Raw genomic sequence first — 17,072 nt, 5'->3', positions numbered from 1 at the left:
GCTAGAGGGCAGACCTAGAAGCAAACTTCTTCGTCGCCAGCGGCGCACCGCCCTCGTTCGTGGGCCGTATATAGTCGGACCTCCCTCGACGCGTCAACACCGATTTCCAACTTTTTTGAATTTTTTGCGACGAATTTTGCGAAGCGCCTTTTCGGTAGCCGACTGCCCTTGCGGCAGCCCTTGGGTCATCCACAACGAGGCCCTATTGCCGCCGCATTGGGGCGTGAAACCGGCCCGTACAAGGAAGGCGCGCGCGTATGTGCGAGGCGCCCCAGGACAGACGACCGCAACAGACGACAAGAGCGCCGCGCGCAGAACGCATGATTGGGGATATCGGCCCCGGCCTGCCGTTTCGTTGACTTCAACCGCCGTGACAGGCAAATGTCATGGCCGCAACGATAACGACAAGCCGTTCGCCCGGGGAAGAAGCAGCCTTTCTGGATGCCAGACACGGAAGATGTCATAGCCGAACTCGGCAACGAGCCGCCGCTGATCGCGGACGGCCGCAGCGGTCCGCCCGACCGCCGCGAGGTCTCGGCCCGCTGGCTGTCGGGCACGTTCCTCACCGGCGTTACGTCGAGTGTCTTGATGGGCGTGGCCTTGTTCGCCGCCCTTGATGGCCGCCAGCAATTGGCGACCCCGCCGGAAATCGCCGAGCTCATCGGCCTTGCCGGTGACGGCGACGATTCCGGCGAGCAGGCAAAGACCACAAGGCTGGTAGCACCCCGCCAGATCGCCCGGGCAAAGGATCGGCGCCGCATGGAAGTATCGATGGTCACCAAGGTCGGCGACCGCGATGTTATCCACACCATGCCGTTCGTGCAGATCAAGATGGCCTTGGCCGCCGGCCACACCACCAACCGCCCCTACCCGCCATTCGACCCGATGCAGGTGTTCGGCGACGACGGCGACGACAATGCGCAGCCGGCAACGGCCACCGCGGCCGCCGGACAGATCTACGGCGCCAAGGTCGAAAGCGAGATGAGCCTGAAGACGGTCGATTTTCCGATCGAGACGGCTTCCTTCGACGAAAAGAGCGACCTTTCCGCCAATGAGGTGGAAAAGGTGGTGCGGGACGCCAGCAACGGCTTGAGCGACGGCGCCGTTCAGGTCGCCGCGCTGCATTATGTCGACCCGCAGCGATTCGGCGACGCCTTCGCCGAGTCGATGGCCGGCTCCTACGACGTGAAGATCACGCAGGAAAATGTCTCGGTGGCGCCGCGCGCCATGCAGGACGATCAGGCGCCGGCCTTCGCCGAGGAGATCATTCCCTTCACCAGGGATACCGACATCGCCGAGGCCTTTGCCGATTCGGGCTACACCGGCGATGACGCGACTGGCATGGCGGAGGCGATCGGCAAGCTCTTGAACGCCCCGGCGCTGAAGGCCGGAACGGTGCTGCGCGTCGGTCTCGAGGTGCGCGGCGACATCGCCAAGGTCGTGCGCACCAGCGTCTATGACAAGACCACGCATATCGTGACCATAGCGCTCGACGACCGCGGCCAGTATGTGCCGGCGCAGGAGCCCGAGCCAAATCCCGAGCTTTTGACCGCGTTCGATGATTCGCAGCCAGTCGTGGTGCGCGGGAACCTGCCCAATGTCTATGACGGCATCTACCGCACCGCCTATTCCTACGGCATGTCGAAAGCGATGACACAGAAGCTGATCAAGCTGCTCGCTTCCGACGTGGATTTCCAGTCGCGGCTCTCGCCTTCCGACCGTCTCGAAGTGCTGTTCTCGCAACCTGACGGCGACGACCAGGCCTCCGACGGCTCCGAGCTTCTCTACGTCTCGTCGACCTTCGGCGGACAAACACGCAACTTCTATCGCTTCCAGATGCAGGACGGCAGCGTCGACTATTTCGACGAGAACGGCAGCAGCGCCAAGCAGTTCCTGCTGCGCAATCCGCTGCCCAACGGGCGCTTCACCTCCGGCTTCGGGGCACGCCGGCACCCGATCCTTGGTTACGTCCGGATGCACACCGGCACTGACTGGGCAGCGCCGATCGGCACGCCGATCATCGCCGCCGGCAACGGCGTCGTCGAGAAGGCCGGCTGGGCCGGCGGCTACGGCAAGCAGATCATCATCCGCCACGCCAATGGTTACGAGACCTCCTACAACCACCAGAGCGCTTTCGCCAAAGGCATCGAGGAAGGCGTTCATGTCCGGCAGGGGCAGGTCATCGGCTATCTCGGCCAGACCGGCCTCTCTACCGGCCCGCACCTTCACTACGAACTGATCGTCAACGGCACCAAGGTCGATTCGATGCGCGTGCGCCTGCCGGTCGGCAAGGTCTTGAAGGGCGACGATCTCGTCGCCTTCAAGAAAGAGCGCGAGCGCATCGACGATCTTCTGAAGCAGGAAGACGGCAACGCGCTGAAGGTTGCCAGCGCCAAGACTGATTCGCAGCTTCCGAACTGAGCCGTTCCGGAACCGCTCTACCTCTTTGTTTCGACGCAATAGCGGACGGAAGGCTAGGGCGAAGTCGGCTTAACCGCTCCCACTTTGCCTCGGATTGCTCTAGATCAGGATGACGTTTCGTTGAATCGTCATCCTGATCCAACTGTTTGTCGGAGCATGATCTTCTCCGAAAACCGGTTCCCACTTTTCGGGATCATGCTCTAATCATGTGAATCGTCTGTCTGCCGCGGCCAGGGCGATGCCTGTCCGGGAACCGTGAACCAGGCGGTGAAGGAAGCAAGCACGCAAAGGAGAGCCGTGACCGCCGCGACTGCGGCGAAAGCCGAATCGCTTGCCGCGACCCTGGCCGCGTCGAGACCGGCGGCAAGTCCGGATGCGGGCGGCTCGCCGAAACCGGGCATGCCGGGGGCGCGGCCGGTCATCCGCGCATAAACCCAGGCCGCCAGCGAGCCCGTCGCCGCCACCGCAATCAGGCCGCCAACGCGCGAGACCGCATTGTTGATGCCGGAAGCTGCGCCGGTATCTTTGTCCTCGACGGACGTCATGACCGCGGTCGATAGCGGCGACACGACCTGCGCCATGCCGAGCCCCATCAGCGCCATCAGCGGAAAGGTCCCGGCCCAGAAATGGTGGATGCCGAAATGAGCAAGCAGCGCGAGCCCGCCGAAGGCGACGGCGACGACCATGCTGCCGCTGGCGATCGGGAAACGCGGACCGATCCGATCCGACCACTGGCCGACCGGCCCCGACAAAAGCGCGATCGACGCCGACAGCGGCAGGAAGATAAAACCGACCTCGGCCTCGCTTAGTCTCCAGCCGGCGATCAAAAGCATCGGCAGGTAGAACAGATTGGCCGACAGCGCGAAATAGAGGAAGAACGTCGCCAGATTGGCGCCGGCAAAGGCCCTGGCCCGGAATAGGCCGAGATCGATCATCGGATCGCGCTGCCTGAACTCGTAAAGGATGAAGACGAAGAGCAGAACCACACCGGCAACGATCGCAGGTGTCGACAGCATTCCGCCGCTTTCAGCATTCATGGCCGTCAGCCCGTAGGCGAGCAGGCCGAACGCAAGCGTCGCCAGCCCCGCGCCCCCAAGATCGAGGCTGCGTTTTTCGGTCGGCTTATCGGCCGGCACCTTGGCCAGCAGCAGATAAATCGAGATCAGTCCAAGCGGCAGGTTGATGGCGAAGATCGCGCGCCAGACCCCATTGCCGAAAGTCGTCAGGACGAAGCCGCCCAGAACGGGACCGAGCGCCGTGGTCAGCGCCGATGCGGCGGCCCAGATGCCGATCGCCCGGCCGCGCTCCTTCTTCGGATAGGCTTTGGCGATGATGGCAAGGCTGCCCGGCACCATGATCGCCGCGCCGATGCCCTGGATGGCGCGGAAGGCGATCAATATGGCCGGATCCGGCGCCACCGCGCAGGCGAGCGAGGCGGCGATGAACAGCGCGATGCCGGTCACGAAGGCGCGCCGCAGGCCAAACCGGTCGCCGGCAGCGCCCCCCGCCAGGATGAGCGCCGAGAGCGTCAGCGCATAGGCGTTGGAAATCCACTGCGCCTCGGCCAGGCTGGCGCCGAGATCCGCGCGCAGCGCCGGCATGGCGATCGCCAGGATCGACCCGTCGATGAAACCGAGCGCCGAAGCGAGGATTGCCGCCACCAGCACGAATTTTCGCCGCGCCTGAGGACAGAACGTACCGTTCGCCCGCGCGGGCGAATGCGAATCGGCAGTGGTTTCGTTCGCGGATGACATGAATCTCTGCTTAGCCCTCCGGCCGTTGCGCAACAACAAGCCAGAGCATCGCTGTTCTTGAAACCAGATGACATTGGAGCATGCCGAAACTGTGAAGCGGTTTCGGCGACATCTATCTCTTTGACCGGAGCCCCATGGGAGACGCCAATCCGATGCAAACCGCCGATCGCGTGCTAGGTTCCAACATTGCGCGTGAAGGAAGGGGGAAGCCATGAAGCGGCCGCTCGAACCGTCGGCGGAAGGACGCGGACGCATCGTCGGCATAACCGACGGCGTCTTCGCCATCGCGTTGACCCTGATCGTGCTGGAGATCAGGGTGCCGCCGCATGAGGCTGTGCATTCGGAAGGCGAACTCCTTGCCGCCATCCTGACGCTGGCGCCACGCTTTCTGACCTATGCGCTGAGCTTCCTCACGCTCACCATCTTTTGGTTCGGACAGCAGGCACAGCATGGCTTGATCGTAAAGTCGGACCGCAGGCTCGCGACATTGAACCTGTGCTTTCTCGCCTTCATCGCCCTGCTGCCCTTCTCGACCGACCTCCTTGCCGATTTCCTCGAGTTCAGAATCGCGGTGCTGGTCTACTGGCTGAATCTCCTGATGCTGGGCGGCACGCTGTTCGCGAGCTGGTGGTATGCCGATAGGAACGGCATGATCGCCGAGGATGTCGACGCGGAGACGCGACGCACCGTCTACAAGCGGATCGTCAAGGCGCAGATCCTGTGGGCGGTCGGCGCGGCGCTTTGCCTGATCACGCCGCTGCTCAGTATAGGCTTCATCCTGCTGGTGCAGCTCATCTATGCCGCGGCGCCGCGCGCCTTACTGCTGCGTAAACTCATCGGTTGAGGTCCCGCCAATATCCGCGATTGTTGATCCGCCCACGAACTCCACCGTGACGCCCGGCGACACCAGCTTGGCAAGCTCGCGTGCATCCCAGTTGGTCAGGCGCACGCAGCCATGGCTCTCGGTTTTGCCAATCTTAGAGGGATCGGGCGTGCCGTGAATACCATAGGTCGGCTTGTCGAGTGCGATCCAGACCGAACCGACCGGACCGTTCGGTCCCGGGGGGACGGTCAAGATCTTGTCGTTCTGGCCCTGCTTGAAATTGATGTTCGGATTGTAGGTGTAGTTCGGGTCGAGAGCGATGCGCGAGACGGCATGGATGCCGGTCGGCGACGGCGTGTCGGCCGAGCCGATGGTCGCGGGATAGGCCGCGACCAGCTTGCCGCTGCCATCATAGGCGTAGACTTCCTTCTTGGTCTTGTCGGCGATGATACGCGTTACCGGCGTCGAGACCAGCTTGCCGAAATTGGCGACCTTGATCATCGTGCCCGGGCGATTGAAGTCGACGCCCTTGTTGATCGACTTCAGGTAGGTCTCGTCCATGTGGAAGCGTTCGGCCAGCGCTTCGGTGACCGAGGTGTAGCACATGCAGTTGAGCTTGGCCTTCTGGCTGTAGTCCTCCGGTATCGAAGCGACGTAAGGGCCGGCGACATCTTCCGGCGTGATCGTGTAGGAGGCGAAGGCGTCGCCGCCCGACTGGGCAAGCGCCGCCTGGATGGCGACTGCATCGGTCGACTTCAGATTGGTGCCGTTTATTTCGTTGTAGGCGGCCAGCGCCTTGTCGACATTCGAGCCGAAGCGCCCGTCGATCACGCCCGGCGAAGCGCCGCCGCGATCGAGCAGCACCTGCAGCGCGGCAACGTCCTGGCGCACGCCGAGCGACAGCGACGGATCGACCGCGGCCTTGCCGCCGGTGTCCGGCGGCAGCGACGGCTGGGCGTCGGGATTGGTCTGAAGCACTTCGCCCTGGCCCGGCTGCTCCGGGTCGATCGACGCTTCGTTCAGCGGCTGGCGCTTGATGGTGTCGGACTTCGGCGACTCCGGATAAGTGGTGGCGTAGCCTTCATCATTGTTGGGCGCCGGCGGATAGGCATCGACGGAATTGTCGTCGTATTCATCGACCGGCGGCGGGATGACACGGCCGTTCTCTTCCAATTGCCGACGGCGGAAGCGCGCCATGTCCTCGGGGTTGTCGAGATAATAGCGGTCGTCGTCCTCGGCCGGCGCGCGGCCGAGTTCCTGCATGCGCAGCTGCCGGCGAAGCGCGCGGCGATCGAGCCTACTGCCCGGCGGCTGGATGGCGATGACCTTGCCGGTGTCGGCATCGACCAGCACGCGGTTGCCCCTGGCGTCGTAATAGATGTCGATATTGCCTTCCTGCGCCAGCACCAGCGCACCGCGCTCGGCCGGACGCGCGCTCGGCCCACCGTCCACGCCCGGCGTGGCGAACGCACTGGAAGACACCAGCCCGGCCGCGAGTGCCGAAAGGGAAAAGATCAAGCGCAGCATGGGGGTCTAGCTCTCCGGTCGACGAGGCTCCTGGCGGGCGAACCTTCGCCAGCAAACCAGTTAGCCAAATTAAGGTTCCAATATGAACCGGGCATGAAGATGGCGGTTTTCCGGTGCCTCGAGGAATATCCGCTGGTGCATGTCAGGCAAAAATGCGCGGTTTGCGAGAACGACATGCATAAGATCCTTAGGGCGCGGCAAGCCCCAATTCCTTGCGCGCCTGTTTGGTCAGCTTGAGGACGACCAGGCGATGGCTCTCGCGCAGATAGTCCTCGAGTGCCGCATCATCCATGCTTTGGCTTGTCTGACGCTGGATCCATTTCATGCCACGCGAGGCGAGATAGGGCGCCGGTCGGCAGCCCGGCTGATCCTTCAGCACGTCATAGGCCATCTCGGAACATTTGAAGGTGACGAAAAGCTGCCCGCCCTCGTTCCAGCCGCCGATGGCGAACACCTTGCCGCCGACCTTCCAGACATGGGCGCCGCCCCACTGAACGACATGCGTCGTGGCGGGCAATGAAGCGCAGAAGCCGTTGTAATCGTCGAGCTTCATCGAGTCCTTCGCGGTCATCCGAATCGGCAGCTGATTATGCGCAATCACTGACAATAAAAAAGCGCGCCGCACCATACGATGCGACGCGCTTCGCGTCATTCAAGCTCGCCCGAAATCAGGCGGCGGCTTCCGTCGCCACCACGGTCGGCTTCGAGCGGAAGTTCAACCGGTCGGAGCCGGCGGTGACCTTGACGGTCGAACCGTCGAGAATCTCGCCGAGCAGGATCTGCTCCGCCAGCGGATCCTGCAGCTCCTTCTGCATCACCCGCTTCAGCGGTCTGGCGCCATAGGCCGGATCGTAGCCCTTCGACGCCAGCCACTCGATCGCGTCGTGATCCAGCGACAGCGCGATCTTGCGGTCGGTAAGCAGGTTCTCCAGCCGCTTGAGCTGGATTTCGACGATGCGGTCCATGTCCAGCCGGCGCAGCCGGTGGAACAGGATCACCTCGTCGACGCGGTTGAGGAACTCCGGCCGGAACGAGGCCTTCACCACGCTCATCACCTCGTCACGCACGGCGTCGACATCCTGGTCGTCGCTGAGGTTGACCAGATACTCGGCGCCAAGATTGGACGTCATGATGATCAGCGTGTTGCGGAAGTCGACCGTGCGGCCCTGGCCGTCGGTCAGCCTTCCGTCGTCGAGCACCTGCAGGAGCACGTTGAACACGTCCGGATGCGCCTTCTCGATCTCGTCGAACAGCACGACCTGATATGGCCGGCGCCGCACCGCTTCCGTCAGCGCACCGCCTTCCTCATAGCCGACATAGCCGGGAGGCGCGCCGATCAGCCGGGCGACAGAGTGCTTCTCCATGAACTCCGACATGTCGATGCGCACCAGCGCCGTCTCGTCGTCGAACAGGAAGCTGGCCAGCGCCTTGGTGAGCTCGGTCTTGCCGACGCCGGTCGGTCCGAGGAACATGAACGAGCCGATCGGCCGGTTCGGATCCTGCAGCCCGGCGCGGGCGCGGCGCACGGCCTTGGACACCGCCTGCACGGCTTCGCCCTGGCCGACGACCCGCTTGCCGATCTCGTCTTCCATGCGCAAGAGCTTCTCGCGCTGCCCTTCCAGCATCTTGTCGACCGGAATGCCGGTCCAGCGGGACACGACATGCGCGACATGGTCGGGCGTGACCACCTCTTCCACCATGCCGGTCTTGCCGTCCTGCGCCTCGGCTTCCTTGAGCTTCTTCTCGAGCTCGGGGATCTTGCCGTAGGCAAGCTCGCCGGCGCGCTGGAACTCGCCCTTGCGCTGCGCGATCGCCAGTTCGTTGCGCGTCTCGTCGAGCTGCTTCTTCAGGTCGGCGGCAAGGCCAAGCTTCTGCTTTTCGGCCTGCCACTTGGTGGTCAGCTCGCTCGATTCCTCCTCGAGATCGGCGAGCTCCTTCTCCAGCCTGGCAAGCCGGTCCTTCGAGGCCTCGTCCTTCTCCACCTTCAGCGCCTCGCGCTCGATCTTGAGCTGCATGATGCGGCGGTCGATCTCGTCCAGCGCCTCGGGCTTGGAATCGACCTGCATGCGCAGCCTGGACGCCGCCTCGTCGACCAGGTCGATTGCCTTGTCCGGCAGAAAGCGGTCGGCGATGTAGCGGTTGGAAAGTGCGGCCGCCGATACAAGCGCGGAATCGGAGATGCGCACCTTGTGGTGCTGCTCGTATTTCTCCTTCAGGCCGCGCAGGATCGAAACCGTGTCTTCCACCGTCGGCTCGTCGACGAAGACGGGCTGGAAACGGCGGGCAAGCGCGGCATCCTTTTCGACATGCTTGCGGTATTCGTCGAGTGTGGTCGCGCCGACGCAGTGCAATTCGCCGCGCGCCAGCGCCGGCTTCAACAGGTTCGACGCGTCCATCGCGCCGTCCGCCTTGCCGGCGCCGACCAGCGTGTGCATTTCGTCGATGAACAGGATGATGTTGCCGCTGGCCGAGGTGACCTCGTTGAGCACGGCCTTCAGCCGCTCCTCGAACTCGCCGCGATATTTGGCGCCGGCAATCAGCGCGCCCATGTCGAGCGCCATCAATTGTTTGTCCTTCAGCGATTCCGGCACGTCGCCATTGACGATGCGCAGCGCCAGGCCCTCGGCGATCGCCGTCTTGCCGACGCCCGGCTCGCCGATCAGCACGGGATTGTTCTTGGTGCGCCGCGACAGCACCTGGATGGTGCGGCGTATCTCGTCGTCGCGGCCGATGACCGGATCGAGCTTGCCGGAGCGGGCGTCGGCGGTCAGGTCGCGCGCGTATTTCTTCAGCGCGTCATAGCCCTGCTCGGCGCTAGCCGAGTCGGCAGTGCGGCCCTTGCGGATATCGTTGATGGCCTGGTTGAGCGCTTGCGCGGTCACACCTGCCTTGGACAGAATGTCGGCGGTCTTGGCCGACTTCTCCATGGCGAGCGCCTGCAGCAACCGCTCCACGGTGACGAAGCTGTCGCCGGCCTTCTTGGCAAGGTCCTCGGCGGTGGAAAACACCTTGGCGAGAGGCTGGGCCAGATAGAGCTGGCCATTGCCGCCTTCGACCTTGGGCATGGCTTCGAGTGCGGCCTCGACGCCGAGCTTGACGTCGCGGACGCCGCCGCCGGCGCGCTCGATCAGGGACGCGGCAAGGCCCTCGTCATCGTCGACGAGCACCTTGAGTATATGTTCGGGGGTGAATTGCTGGTGATTGCGGGAGAGCGCCATGGTCTGCGCAGACTGGATGAAGCCGCGCACGCGCTCTGAGTATTTTTCAAGATTCATGCCTGTCTCCTTCCATCACCGGCCCGCTTTGCGGCACCGGATCAGATTGCGGTGACGGAACCCGCCCATGAGAGCCGAGCCCTGTTCAGCCGAGATATGGTGTATGGGCTGCGCTCGCTCAAGGCGCCTTGATGTCATCAAAGCAGAATATTCCAGGGCGCGCACAAACGAAAACGGCGGAGATCGCTCTCCGCCGTTCGCAATGCCTGAAATGGGGCCCGGATCAGTCGTTCGCGTCGGCGGCGACAGGCTCGCCGGGAGCTTCGCCGGCAACGGGCGTCGGCTCGCTGGCGACAGGCCCGATCGCCCGGTCCGCTTCCTCGGCCGGCCTGGCGCCGGCGGGGTCGCCATTGCCCGCCGCGTTGCGCGTTTCGTTTGAACTTTCGGGGCTGCCGGCTTCGGGGTTCAAGCCCTCCGGCTGTTTGCCCTGCTCGTCACTGCCGGCCTGCTCGGCATAGCTGCCGCGCTGGCGCCGCGGACGCCGTGGCCGGCGACCGCCATTCGCGGCTTCGTTGAGCTCGGCCTGGGCTGCGAGCGCGGCCGGCGAGAAACCGTCGAACTGCGGCGCCTGCTCACCCTGGGGTCCGGCCTCGCCGGCTGCCTCGGGCTGCGCCTCGTTGCGGCGGTTCTGATCGAACTGCTGGCCGCCCTGCTCGCCGCGCTGGGCGTTTTCGCCACGCTGGCCGCTCTGGCCGTAGCCGCCGTTGCGGCGGTCGCGATGCCGGTCGCGGCCGCCGTTGTCGCGCTGGTTGTTGTCGCGGCGATTGTTGTTGTCGCGGCCGCCTTCCGGGTTGTAGGCGAGTTCCGCCGGCGTCCCTTCGATCACTGGCTGCGGCCCGGAGCCGTTCGCCGGCGCCTCGGCGCCGCCGCTATTGCCGGCATTGTCGAACTCGTCGCGATCCTCATCGAGATCGTCGTCGAAGTCGTCGCGGTTCTGCGGGACGTTCTGGATCGGCATCTGCGCCTGTGCGGCGGCAATGATGCGATTGTAGTGTTCGGCGTGCTGGAGATAGTTCTCCGCCATTACTCTGTCGCCGGAGCTTTGCGCGTCACGGGCGAGTGTGGCGTATTTTTCGGCGATCTGCTGAGCCGATCCGCGGATCTTCACGTCCGGGCCGTTGCTCTCGTAAGTGCGGGTCAGGGGATTCGGCCCCTTGCGGTTGTTGTTGTTGCCACCGCCGCCATTGTTGTTGCGACCGCGCATGCGCCTGTTCTGCTGTTGTGGCCTCATTAGACTCTCTTCATAGTGAATTTTCGAAAAACTCTTCACGAACGGAGGCGCTCATGCAGCCAGCCGTTTCGTCTCTTCACCGGCGTTCGCCCGCATCAATTGCGTTGGCGCCACGTGCCATCCTGTTCCGGTTACATCACTTGCCGAATGATTCCCGCACGAAGCTTGGGCGTCGTTTGCGCAAGAAGGCAGCTATTTCCAAGGAAAACCGAATCGCTGGGAGCACTGCCTGCTTCGTCTCATCCGGTTGAGCCGGACCCTAGCTGCATTCCCTGGTATTGCCAAGCGGTTTTTTCGCACTGCATCAGGGCTTTCAACGCTCGAACACCAGAACTCTGTCATTGCCGCCGAGGTCCAGGTAGGCGCCGGCAAGCCTGTAGCCGGCTGCCGCGAAAATCCCGCTGACTTCGTTTTTCTGCGTGTAGCCGATCTCGACCGCTACCTTGCCTTGCGTTTCCAGAAATCCTGCCGCGCCGGCGGCGATGACCCTATAGGGGTCCAAACCATCCACACCGCCGTCCAGAGCCTGATGGGGATCGAAATCGCGGACCTCGTCCTGCAGATTTCCGATCTCTCGACTAGGTATATAGGGAGGGTTCGAGGCAATTGCATGGTAGCGGCCCGAAACTTTTTCGAACCAGTTGGAATGCGAGGCTTTGAAGCGCTCGCCAAGCCCCAGATCCTGGGCATTTCCGGTTGCAGTCGCCAATGCGTCGGGCGAAATGTCGACGCCTGTCGCGGTCGCCGCCGGAACGGCGCTGAGCAGCGCCAGCGCGATGGCGCCGGTGCCCGTGCCAAGATCGAGAATACGGCATTCGCCCAGCCTTTCGGCCGTTGCCCGGGCGAAGGGCAAGACGGCGTCGACCAGCGTCTCGGTGTCCGGCCGGGGCTCCAGCGTCTCCGGCGACAGCGACAGGCGCAAACCGTAGAATTCGCGGTAGCCGAGGATGCGGTGCACCGGCTCGCCTGCGACGCGACGCCTCAGGGCCGCTTCAACGGCCGAAAGCGCCGCCGAACCCACCTCGTGCCCCGGCTCGGCAATCGCCCGGGCGCGGGTCGTGCCGGAGAAATGTTCGACGATCAGCCGGGAATCGAGCGCCGGATCGTCGATGCCGGCGGCGGCCAGACGCTCGCGCGCCGCCCTGAGCAGCGGCCCTAGCGCGGCAGGCAGTCGATCAGCCATCGAGGCTCATATCGGCAAGCAGTTTAGACTGATGGTCGGCGATCAGCGCGTCGATAATCTCGTCGAGCTCGCCCATCATCACCCGGTCGAGCTTATAGAGCGTGAGATTGATGCGGTGGTCGGTGACGCGCCCTTGCGGGAAGTTATAGGTGCGGATGCGCTCCGACCGGTCGCCCGACCCGACCTGCGATTTGCGCGACGACGAGCGCTCCTCATCCGCGCGGCTGCGCTCGAGATCGTAAAGTCGGGCCCTCAGGATCTGCATCGCGCGCGCCCGGTTCTGGTGCTGCGACTTCTCCGCCTGCACCACCATGATGCCGGTCGGCAAATGGGTGATGCGCACCGCCGAATCGGTGGTGTTGACGTGCTGGCCGCCGGAGCCCGAGGCGCGCATCGTGTCGATACGGATGTCTTCCGCCCGGATCTCAATATCGACCTCCTCGGCTTCGGGCAGCACGGCTACCGTCGCCGCCGAGGTGTGGATGCGCCCGCCGGCTTCGGTTTCCGGCACGCGCTGGACGCGGTGCACGCCGGATTCGAACTTCAGATGCGCGAAGACGCCCTTGCCCGACACCGAGGCGATGATTTCCTTGTAGCCGCCGACCTCGCCATCGCTGGCCGATACCACCTCGAAGCGCCAGCCGCGCGAGGCGGCATAGCGCTCATACATGCGGAACAGGTCGCCGGCGAACAAGGCCGCCTCATCGCCGCCGGTGCCGGCGCGGATTTCAAGGATGGCGTTCCTCTCGTCGGCCGCGTCCTTGGGCAGAAGCAGGATCTGGATGTCTTTCTGCAACGCCTCGATGCGGCTCTCGACCTCTGGCAGGTCCGCCTCGGCCAGCGCCCGCATGTCGCCGTCGGTCGCCTTGTCGGCCAGCATCGCCTCGAGGTCCGCCTGTTCCTGCTCGGCGGCGCGCAACGCCCGGATCTTGCCAACCATCTCCTGGATGTCGGCATATTCCGAAGCCATCTTCACATATTGATCGGCGGCGGGTCCGGCCGACATCTGCGCTTCGAGCATGTCGAAACGCTTGACGACTTGATCCATACGGTCGCGGGGCAGGTTGATCATGGTCTTCGAACTTCGATGGAATTCACGTCAGGGCGAGTCGAAAATGGGGAGTTTCGAGAACCGGAGCGGAATGTACATTTGGGTACATGAGCACCGGAAGCGCAGAAAATCGCCATTTGCAGAACCGCCCTCACGTGAATCTAGAGCGGAATCGAACGATCGTCTGCAAAGGCCTGTAGCAAGGCCCGCATCGGCGTCCCCTGGCTGGGCGCCATCAGATTGTCCCTGAAGAAGTCTTTCAGTTCCTGCAGCGGCAGCTCCGTCAGCATCGCCTTGACCGGGCCGATCGAGGCCGGCGACATCGAGATCGACCGGAAGCCCAGGCCGATCAGCGCCATGGCCGAGATCGGCTTGCCGGCAAGTTCGCCGCAGAGCGTGACCGGCGTGTTGTTGCGCACGCCGGCATCGGTGATCGTCTTCAGCACCCGTAGGAACGGCGTCGACAGAGTGTCGAAGCGGTCGGCGAGCTGGGTGTTGCCGCGATCGACGGCCATGACGAACTGGAAGAGATCGTTGGAGCCGACCGAGACGAAGTCCACCGCCTTCATCAACTCGTCGAGCTGGAACAAGAGTGAGGGCACTTCCAGCATCGCGCCGAGCTTGAGGCTTGTGGGCAGATGATGCGCGAAGCGCGACAGATGCCGGACCTCGCGGTCGATGATCTCGCGCGCCTGCGCGATTTCCGACAGCTCGGTCACCATCGGCAGCATCAGCTTCAGCTCGCGGCCGCCGCATGCCTTCAGCAGCGCCCGGATCTGAGTTCTGAGCAGGCCGGGGCGGTCGAGCGTCAACCGGATCGCCCGCCAGCCGAGCGCCGGGTTCTCTTCCTGGATCGCGCCCTTAAAGTAAGGCAGCACCTTGTCGCCGCCGATGTCGATGGTGCGGAACGTCACCGGCTTGCCGCGCGCCGCCTCGAGCACGTCGCGGTAAAGCCGCTCCTGAGCCTCGGCGCGCGGGAAGGTCGAGGCAACCATGAACTGCAATTCGGTGCGGAAGAGTCCGATGCCAGCGGCGCCTGACTCGGTCAGCTGCGGCAGGTCGACGGCTAGACCGGCATTCATCAGGAGATCGACCGGAACTCCGTCCTTGGTCAGCGACGGCTTCTTGCGCAGCTCGCGGTAGACTTCCTGCCGCCTGGCCCGGAAGCGGACTTTTTCGGCATAGGCGGCCTCGAGGTCCGACTGCGGTCGCAGGTGGATGATGCCTTCTTCGCCGTCGACGATGATAGCATCGCCGTTTTCCGCCATCGACACCGCGCCCTTCATCTGGCCGGCGACAGGAATGCCCATGGCGCGCGCGACGATGACGACATGACTGGTGGCGGCGCCGTCCTCCAGCACCAGGCCACGCAGCTTGTCGCGCGGATAGTCGAGCAGTTCGGCCGCGCCCATCGAGCGGGCGACGATGATGGCGTCCTTGGGCAGCGAGGTCGCGACATCCTCCGGGCCACGCCCCATCAGCTGGCGCAGCAATCGGTTTGCGAGGTCGTCGAAATCGCTCATCCGCTCGCGCAGATAGGGGTCTGTCATGTGCAGCATGCGGGCGCGCATGTCGCTCTGCACCTTCTCGACCGCTGCTTCCGCCGTCAGGCCGTTGCGGATCGCCTCTTCCAGCCGGCGCACCCAACCGCTGTCATTGGCGAACATACGATAGGCCTCGAGCACCTCGCGGTGCTCGCCTTCGAAGGCGACCTCGCGCCGCTCCAGCATGTCGTCGATGGAGAGCCTGAGCGAGCCGAGCGAGGACTGCAGCCGGCGCACCTCCTCCTCGCTGTCCTCGTTGAACAGGTTGGTGACGACGATGCGCGGCTCGTGCAGCACGACATGGCCGAGCCCGACGCCTTCGTTGAAGGAAAGGCCGGTGAAGCTCACCGGGCGGCGCAGGTCGAGCTCCAGCCCAGGCCGGGTGAGGCGCGCGAGATCGCCGGTGGCGATCATTTCGGCGATCACCATCGCCGTGGTTTCAAGCGCCTCGACCTCGTCGTCGCGATAGTGGCGCATGGTCTTGTTCTGCACCACCAGCACGCCCAGCGTGCGCCCTGCCCTCAGCACCGGCACGCCGAGGAAGGAATTGTAGATCTCTTCGCCCGTCTCCGGCAGGTAGGCGAAGGCCGGATGCTCCTGCGCGTTGGAGAGGTTGAGCGGCCGCGCGCTGGCGGCGATCGTGCCGACTAGGCCCTGCCCGAGCCTGAGCTGCGCCAGGTGGACGGCGTTGGGGTTCAGACCTTCGGTTGCGTAGAGTTCGAGCACCGAGTCCGCGCGCAGCACATAGAGCGAGCAGACTTCGGCGACCATGTTGGAGGCGATGTCACGCACGATGCGGTCGAGCCGCTCCTGCGGCTCCAGCGGCTCCTGCATGAGCTCGCGAAGCCGTTTGAGCAGAACGCGCGGGCCACTGGCCGTATCACGCATCGCGGCTTGTTCTCCAATGGGCATTCCGCCCGCCGCAGTTTCTCCCGCGGCCGGCGTTCACGCAACAACTGACTCAGTTCTTGCTATTGCTTATCGAGCCCGTAGACGGAATGCAAAGTACGAACTGCAAGTTCCGTATAGGGACCGTCGATCAATATCGAAATTTTGATCTCGGAAGTGGTGATGGCGCGGATGTTGATCGCCTTGTCGGCCAGCGCCTTGAAAGCGGTGGCGGCGACGCCGGCGTGGCTCCTCATGCCGATGCCGATGACCGAGACCTTCGACATGCCGGCTTCCGACTGCACGACGTCATAGCCGACTTCCGGCTTCAGCTTCTCCAGAACGGCAAGCGCCTTGTCGACATCGCCGGACGGCACGGTGAAGGTCATGTCGGTGAACTTGCCGTCCTCGGAGATGTTCTGGACGATCATGTCGACATTGATGTTGGCCTCGGCCAGCGGGCCGAAGATGCCGGCGGCGACGCCTGGGCGGTCGCCAACGCGGCGCAGCGAGATTTGCGCTTCGTCCTTGGCGTAAGCAATTCCGGTGACGACCTGCTGTTCCACGATCTCTTCCTCGTCGCAAATGAGCGTTCCGGGCGGATTGAGCAAATCCCCCATTCCGGGCGCATCGGGATCGTCGAAGGACGACCGCACGAAGGTACGCACCCTGTGTACCATGGCAAGCTCGACCGAGCGCACCTGCAGCACCTTGGCGCCGAGAGAGGCCATTTCGAGCATTTCCTCGAACGAAATCTTGGCCAGCCGCCGCGCCTTCGGCTCGATGCGCGGATCGGTGGTATAGACGCCGTCGACGTCGGTGTAGATATCGCAGCGGTCGGCCTTGACCGCCGCGGCGATCGCCACGGCGCTCGTGTCGGAGCCGCCGCGGCCGAGCGTGGCGATGCGGTTGTCCGGTCCGATGCCCTGGAAGCCGGCAATCACCGCCACCTGGCCCTCACCGAAACGCTTGACCAGGAAGGAGCCGTCGATGTCGAGGATGCGCGCCGCGCCATGCGCATTGTCGGTCTTGATCGGGATCTGCCAGCCCTGCCAGGACCGTGCATGGATGCCCATATTCTGCAGCGTGATCGCCAGAAGACCGGCCGTGACCTGCTCGCCGGAAGCAACAACAGCGTCATATTCGCGCGCGTCGTGCATCGGCGAGGCTTCGCGTGTCCAGGCGACCAGCTCGTTAGTCTTGCCGGCCATGGCCGAGACCACCACGGCAACGTCGTGACCGGCATCGACCTCGCGTTTGACATGACGCGCCACATTGCGGATGCGGGCGATGTCGGCGACCGAGGTTCCGCCGAATTTCATCACGATGCGCGCCATGGAAGCGAAATGCCTTTGACTGAAGCCGGTTCGAGGCC

General features: G+C 64.1%; 11 protein-coding genes. 2 read left to right on the top strand and 9 right to left on the bottom strand.

Translation table 11 applies throughout. The annotated features are described in order from the left end of the window. Window positions 1-441: 441 nt before the first annotated feature. A complete protein-coding gene (locus tag LB528_RS28450; RefSeq protein ID WP_224717101.1) occupies window positions 442-2,421 on the top strand; it encodes a M23 family metallopeptidase in 1,980 nt (659 codons plus the stop codon). 200 nt (window positions 2,422-2,621) lie between these two features. On the opposite strand, the gene LB528_RS28445 is transcribed toward LB528_RS28450, so the two are convergent. Then, window positions 2,622-4,175 (bottom strand): MFS transporter, encoded by a 1,554-nt coding sequence (locus tag LB528_RS28445; RefSeq protein ID WP_224717100.1) that lies wholly within the window; start codon window positions 4,173-4,175, stop codon window positions 2,622-2,624. Window positions 4,176-4,386: 211 nt separating this feature from the next. On the opposite strand from LB528_RS28445, the gene LB528_RS28440 reads away from it, so the two are divergent. Continuing rightward, a complete protein-coding gene (locus LB528_RS28440; RefSeq protein WP_224717099.1) occupies window positions 4,387-5,019 on the top strand; it encodes a TMEM175 family protein in 633 nt (210 codons plus the stop codon). Here the strand turns inward: LB528_RS28440 and LB528_RS28435 are convergent. The 8 genes from LB528_RS28435 to LB528_RS28400 all read right to left on the bottom strand — a co-directional run bounded on the left by LB528_RS28435 (window position 4,993) and on the right by LB528_RS28400 (window position 17,034). After that, window positions 4,993-6,525 (bottom strand): L,D-transpeptidase family protein, encoded by a 1,533-nt coding sequence (locus LB528_RS28435; protein WP_224717098.1) that lies wholly within the window; start codon window positions 6,523-6,525, stop codon window positions 4,993-4,995. The genes LB528_RS28440 and LB528_RS28435 overlap by 27 nt on opposite strands. A 187-nt stretch (window positions 6,526-6,712) precedes the next feature. After that, window positions 6,713-7,078 carry an MmcQ/YjbR family DNA-binding protein gene (locus LB528_RS28430; protein WP_224717102.1) on the bottom strand — a complete coding sequence of 122 codons (366 nt, stop codon included), beginning with the start codon at window positions 7,076-7,078 and terminating at the stop codon, window positions 6,713-6,715. Window positions 7,079-7,193: 115 nt separating this feature from the next. After that, window positions 7,194-9,800, bottom strand: a complete 2,607-nt coding sequence (gene clpB, locus LB528_RS28425) for an ATP-dependent chaperone ClpB (RefSeq protein WP_224717097.1) — start codon at window positions 9,798-9,800, stop codon at window positions 7,194-7,196. 223 nt (window positions 9,801-10,023) lie between these two features. After that, the gene (locus LB528_RS28420) at window positions 10,024-11,031 is read right to left on the bottom strand and encodes a DUF4167 domain-containing protein (protein ID WP_224516664.1); all 1,008 of its coding nucleotides are present in this window, start codon (window positions 11,029-11,031) and stop codon (window positions 10,024-10,026) included. Window positions 11,032-11,344: 313 nt separating this feature from the next. After that, complete coding sequence (prmC, locus tag LB528_RS28415; RefSeq protein WP_224516663.1) at window positions 11,345-12,214, bottom strand: peptide chain release factor N(5)-glutamine methyltransferase; 870 nt, start codon at window positions 12,212-12,214, stop codon at window positions 11,345-11,347. Further along, entirely contained in the window at window positions 12,207-13,286 is a 1,080-nt protein-coding gene (gene prfA, locus LB528_RS28410; RefSeq protein ID WP_224516662.1) for a peptide chain release factor 1, read from the bottom strand. The genes prmC and prfA overlap by 8 nt, the downstream gene beginning before the upstream one ends. A gap of 140 nt (window positions 13,287-13,426) precedes the next feature. Beyond that, a complete protein-coding gene (gene ptsP / locus LB528_RS28405; protein ID WP_224516661.1) occupies window positions 13,427-15,697 on the bottom strand; it encodes a phosphoenolpyruvate--protein phosphotransferase in 2,271 nt (756 codons plus the stop codon). Between the two features lie 83 nt (window positions 15,698-15,780). After that, on the bottom strand, window positions 15,781-17,034 hold the full coding sequence (locus tag LB528_RS28400) for an aspartate kinase (RefSeq protein WP_224516660.1): 1,254 nt from the start codon (window positions 17,032-17,034) through the stop codon (window positions 15,781-15,783). Between the last annotated feature and the right edge of the window lie 38 nt (window positions 17,035-17,072).

This window comes from Mesorhizobium sp. CA4 (genome assembly GCF_020165075.1).
GTDB lineage: Bacteria > Pseudomonadota > Alphaproteobacteria > Rhizobiales > Rhizobiaceae > Mesorhizobium.
The sequence above is the reverse complement of the archived record's forward strand: the minus strand, read 5'-3'. Positions and strand labels throughout refer to the sequence as shown.

Coding starts and splice junctions, on each gene's coding strand:
- LB528_RS28450 (WP_224717101.1), top strand. CDS start 442: ATGCCAGACACGGAAGATGTCATAGCCGAACTCGGCAACGAGCCGCCG.
- LB528_RS28445 (WP_224717100.1), bottom strand. CDS start 4,175: ATGTCATCCGCGAACGAAACCACTGCCGATTCGCATTCGCCCGCGCGG.
- LB528_RS28440 (WP_224717099.1), top strand. CDS start 4,387: ATGAAGCGGCCGCTCGAACCGTCGGCGGAAGGACGCGGACGCATCGTC.
- LB528_RS28435 (WP_224717098.1), bottom strand. CDS start 6,525: ATGCTGCGCTTGATCTTTTCCCTTTCGGCACTCGCGGCCGGGCTGGTG.
- LB528_RS28430 (WP_224717102.1), bottom strand. CDS start 7,078: ATGAAGCTCGACGATTACAACGGCTTCTGCGCTTCATTGCCCGCCACG.
- clpB (WP_224717097.1), bottom strand. CDS start 9,800: ATGAATCTTGAAAAATACTCAGAGCGCGTGCGCGGCTTCATCCAGTCT.
- LB528_RS28420 (WP_224516664.1), bottom strand. CDS start 11,031: ATGAGGCCACAACAGCAGAACAGGCGCATGCGCGGTCGCAACAACAAT.
- prmC (WP_224516663.1), bottom strand. CDS start 12,214: ATGGCTGATCGACTGCCTGCCGCGCTAGGGCCGCTGCTCAGGGCGGCG.
- prfA (WP_224516662.1), bottom strand. CDS start 13,286: ATGATCAACCTGCCCCGCGACCGTATGGATCAAGTCGTCAAGCGTTTC.
- ptsP (WP_224516661.1), bottom strand. CDS start 15,697: ATGCGTGATACGGCCAGTGGCCCGCGCGTTCTGCTCAAACGGCTTCGC.
- LB528_RS28400 (WP_224516660.1), bottom strand. CDS start 17,034: ATGGCGCGCATCGTGATGAAATTCGGCGGAACCTCGGTCGCCGACATC.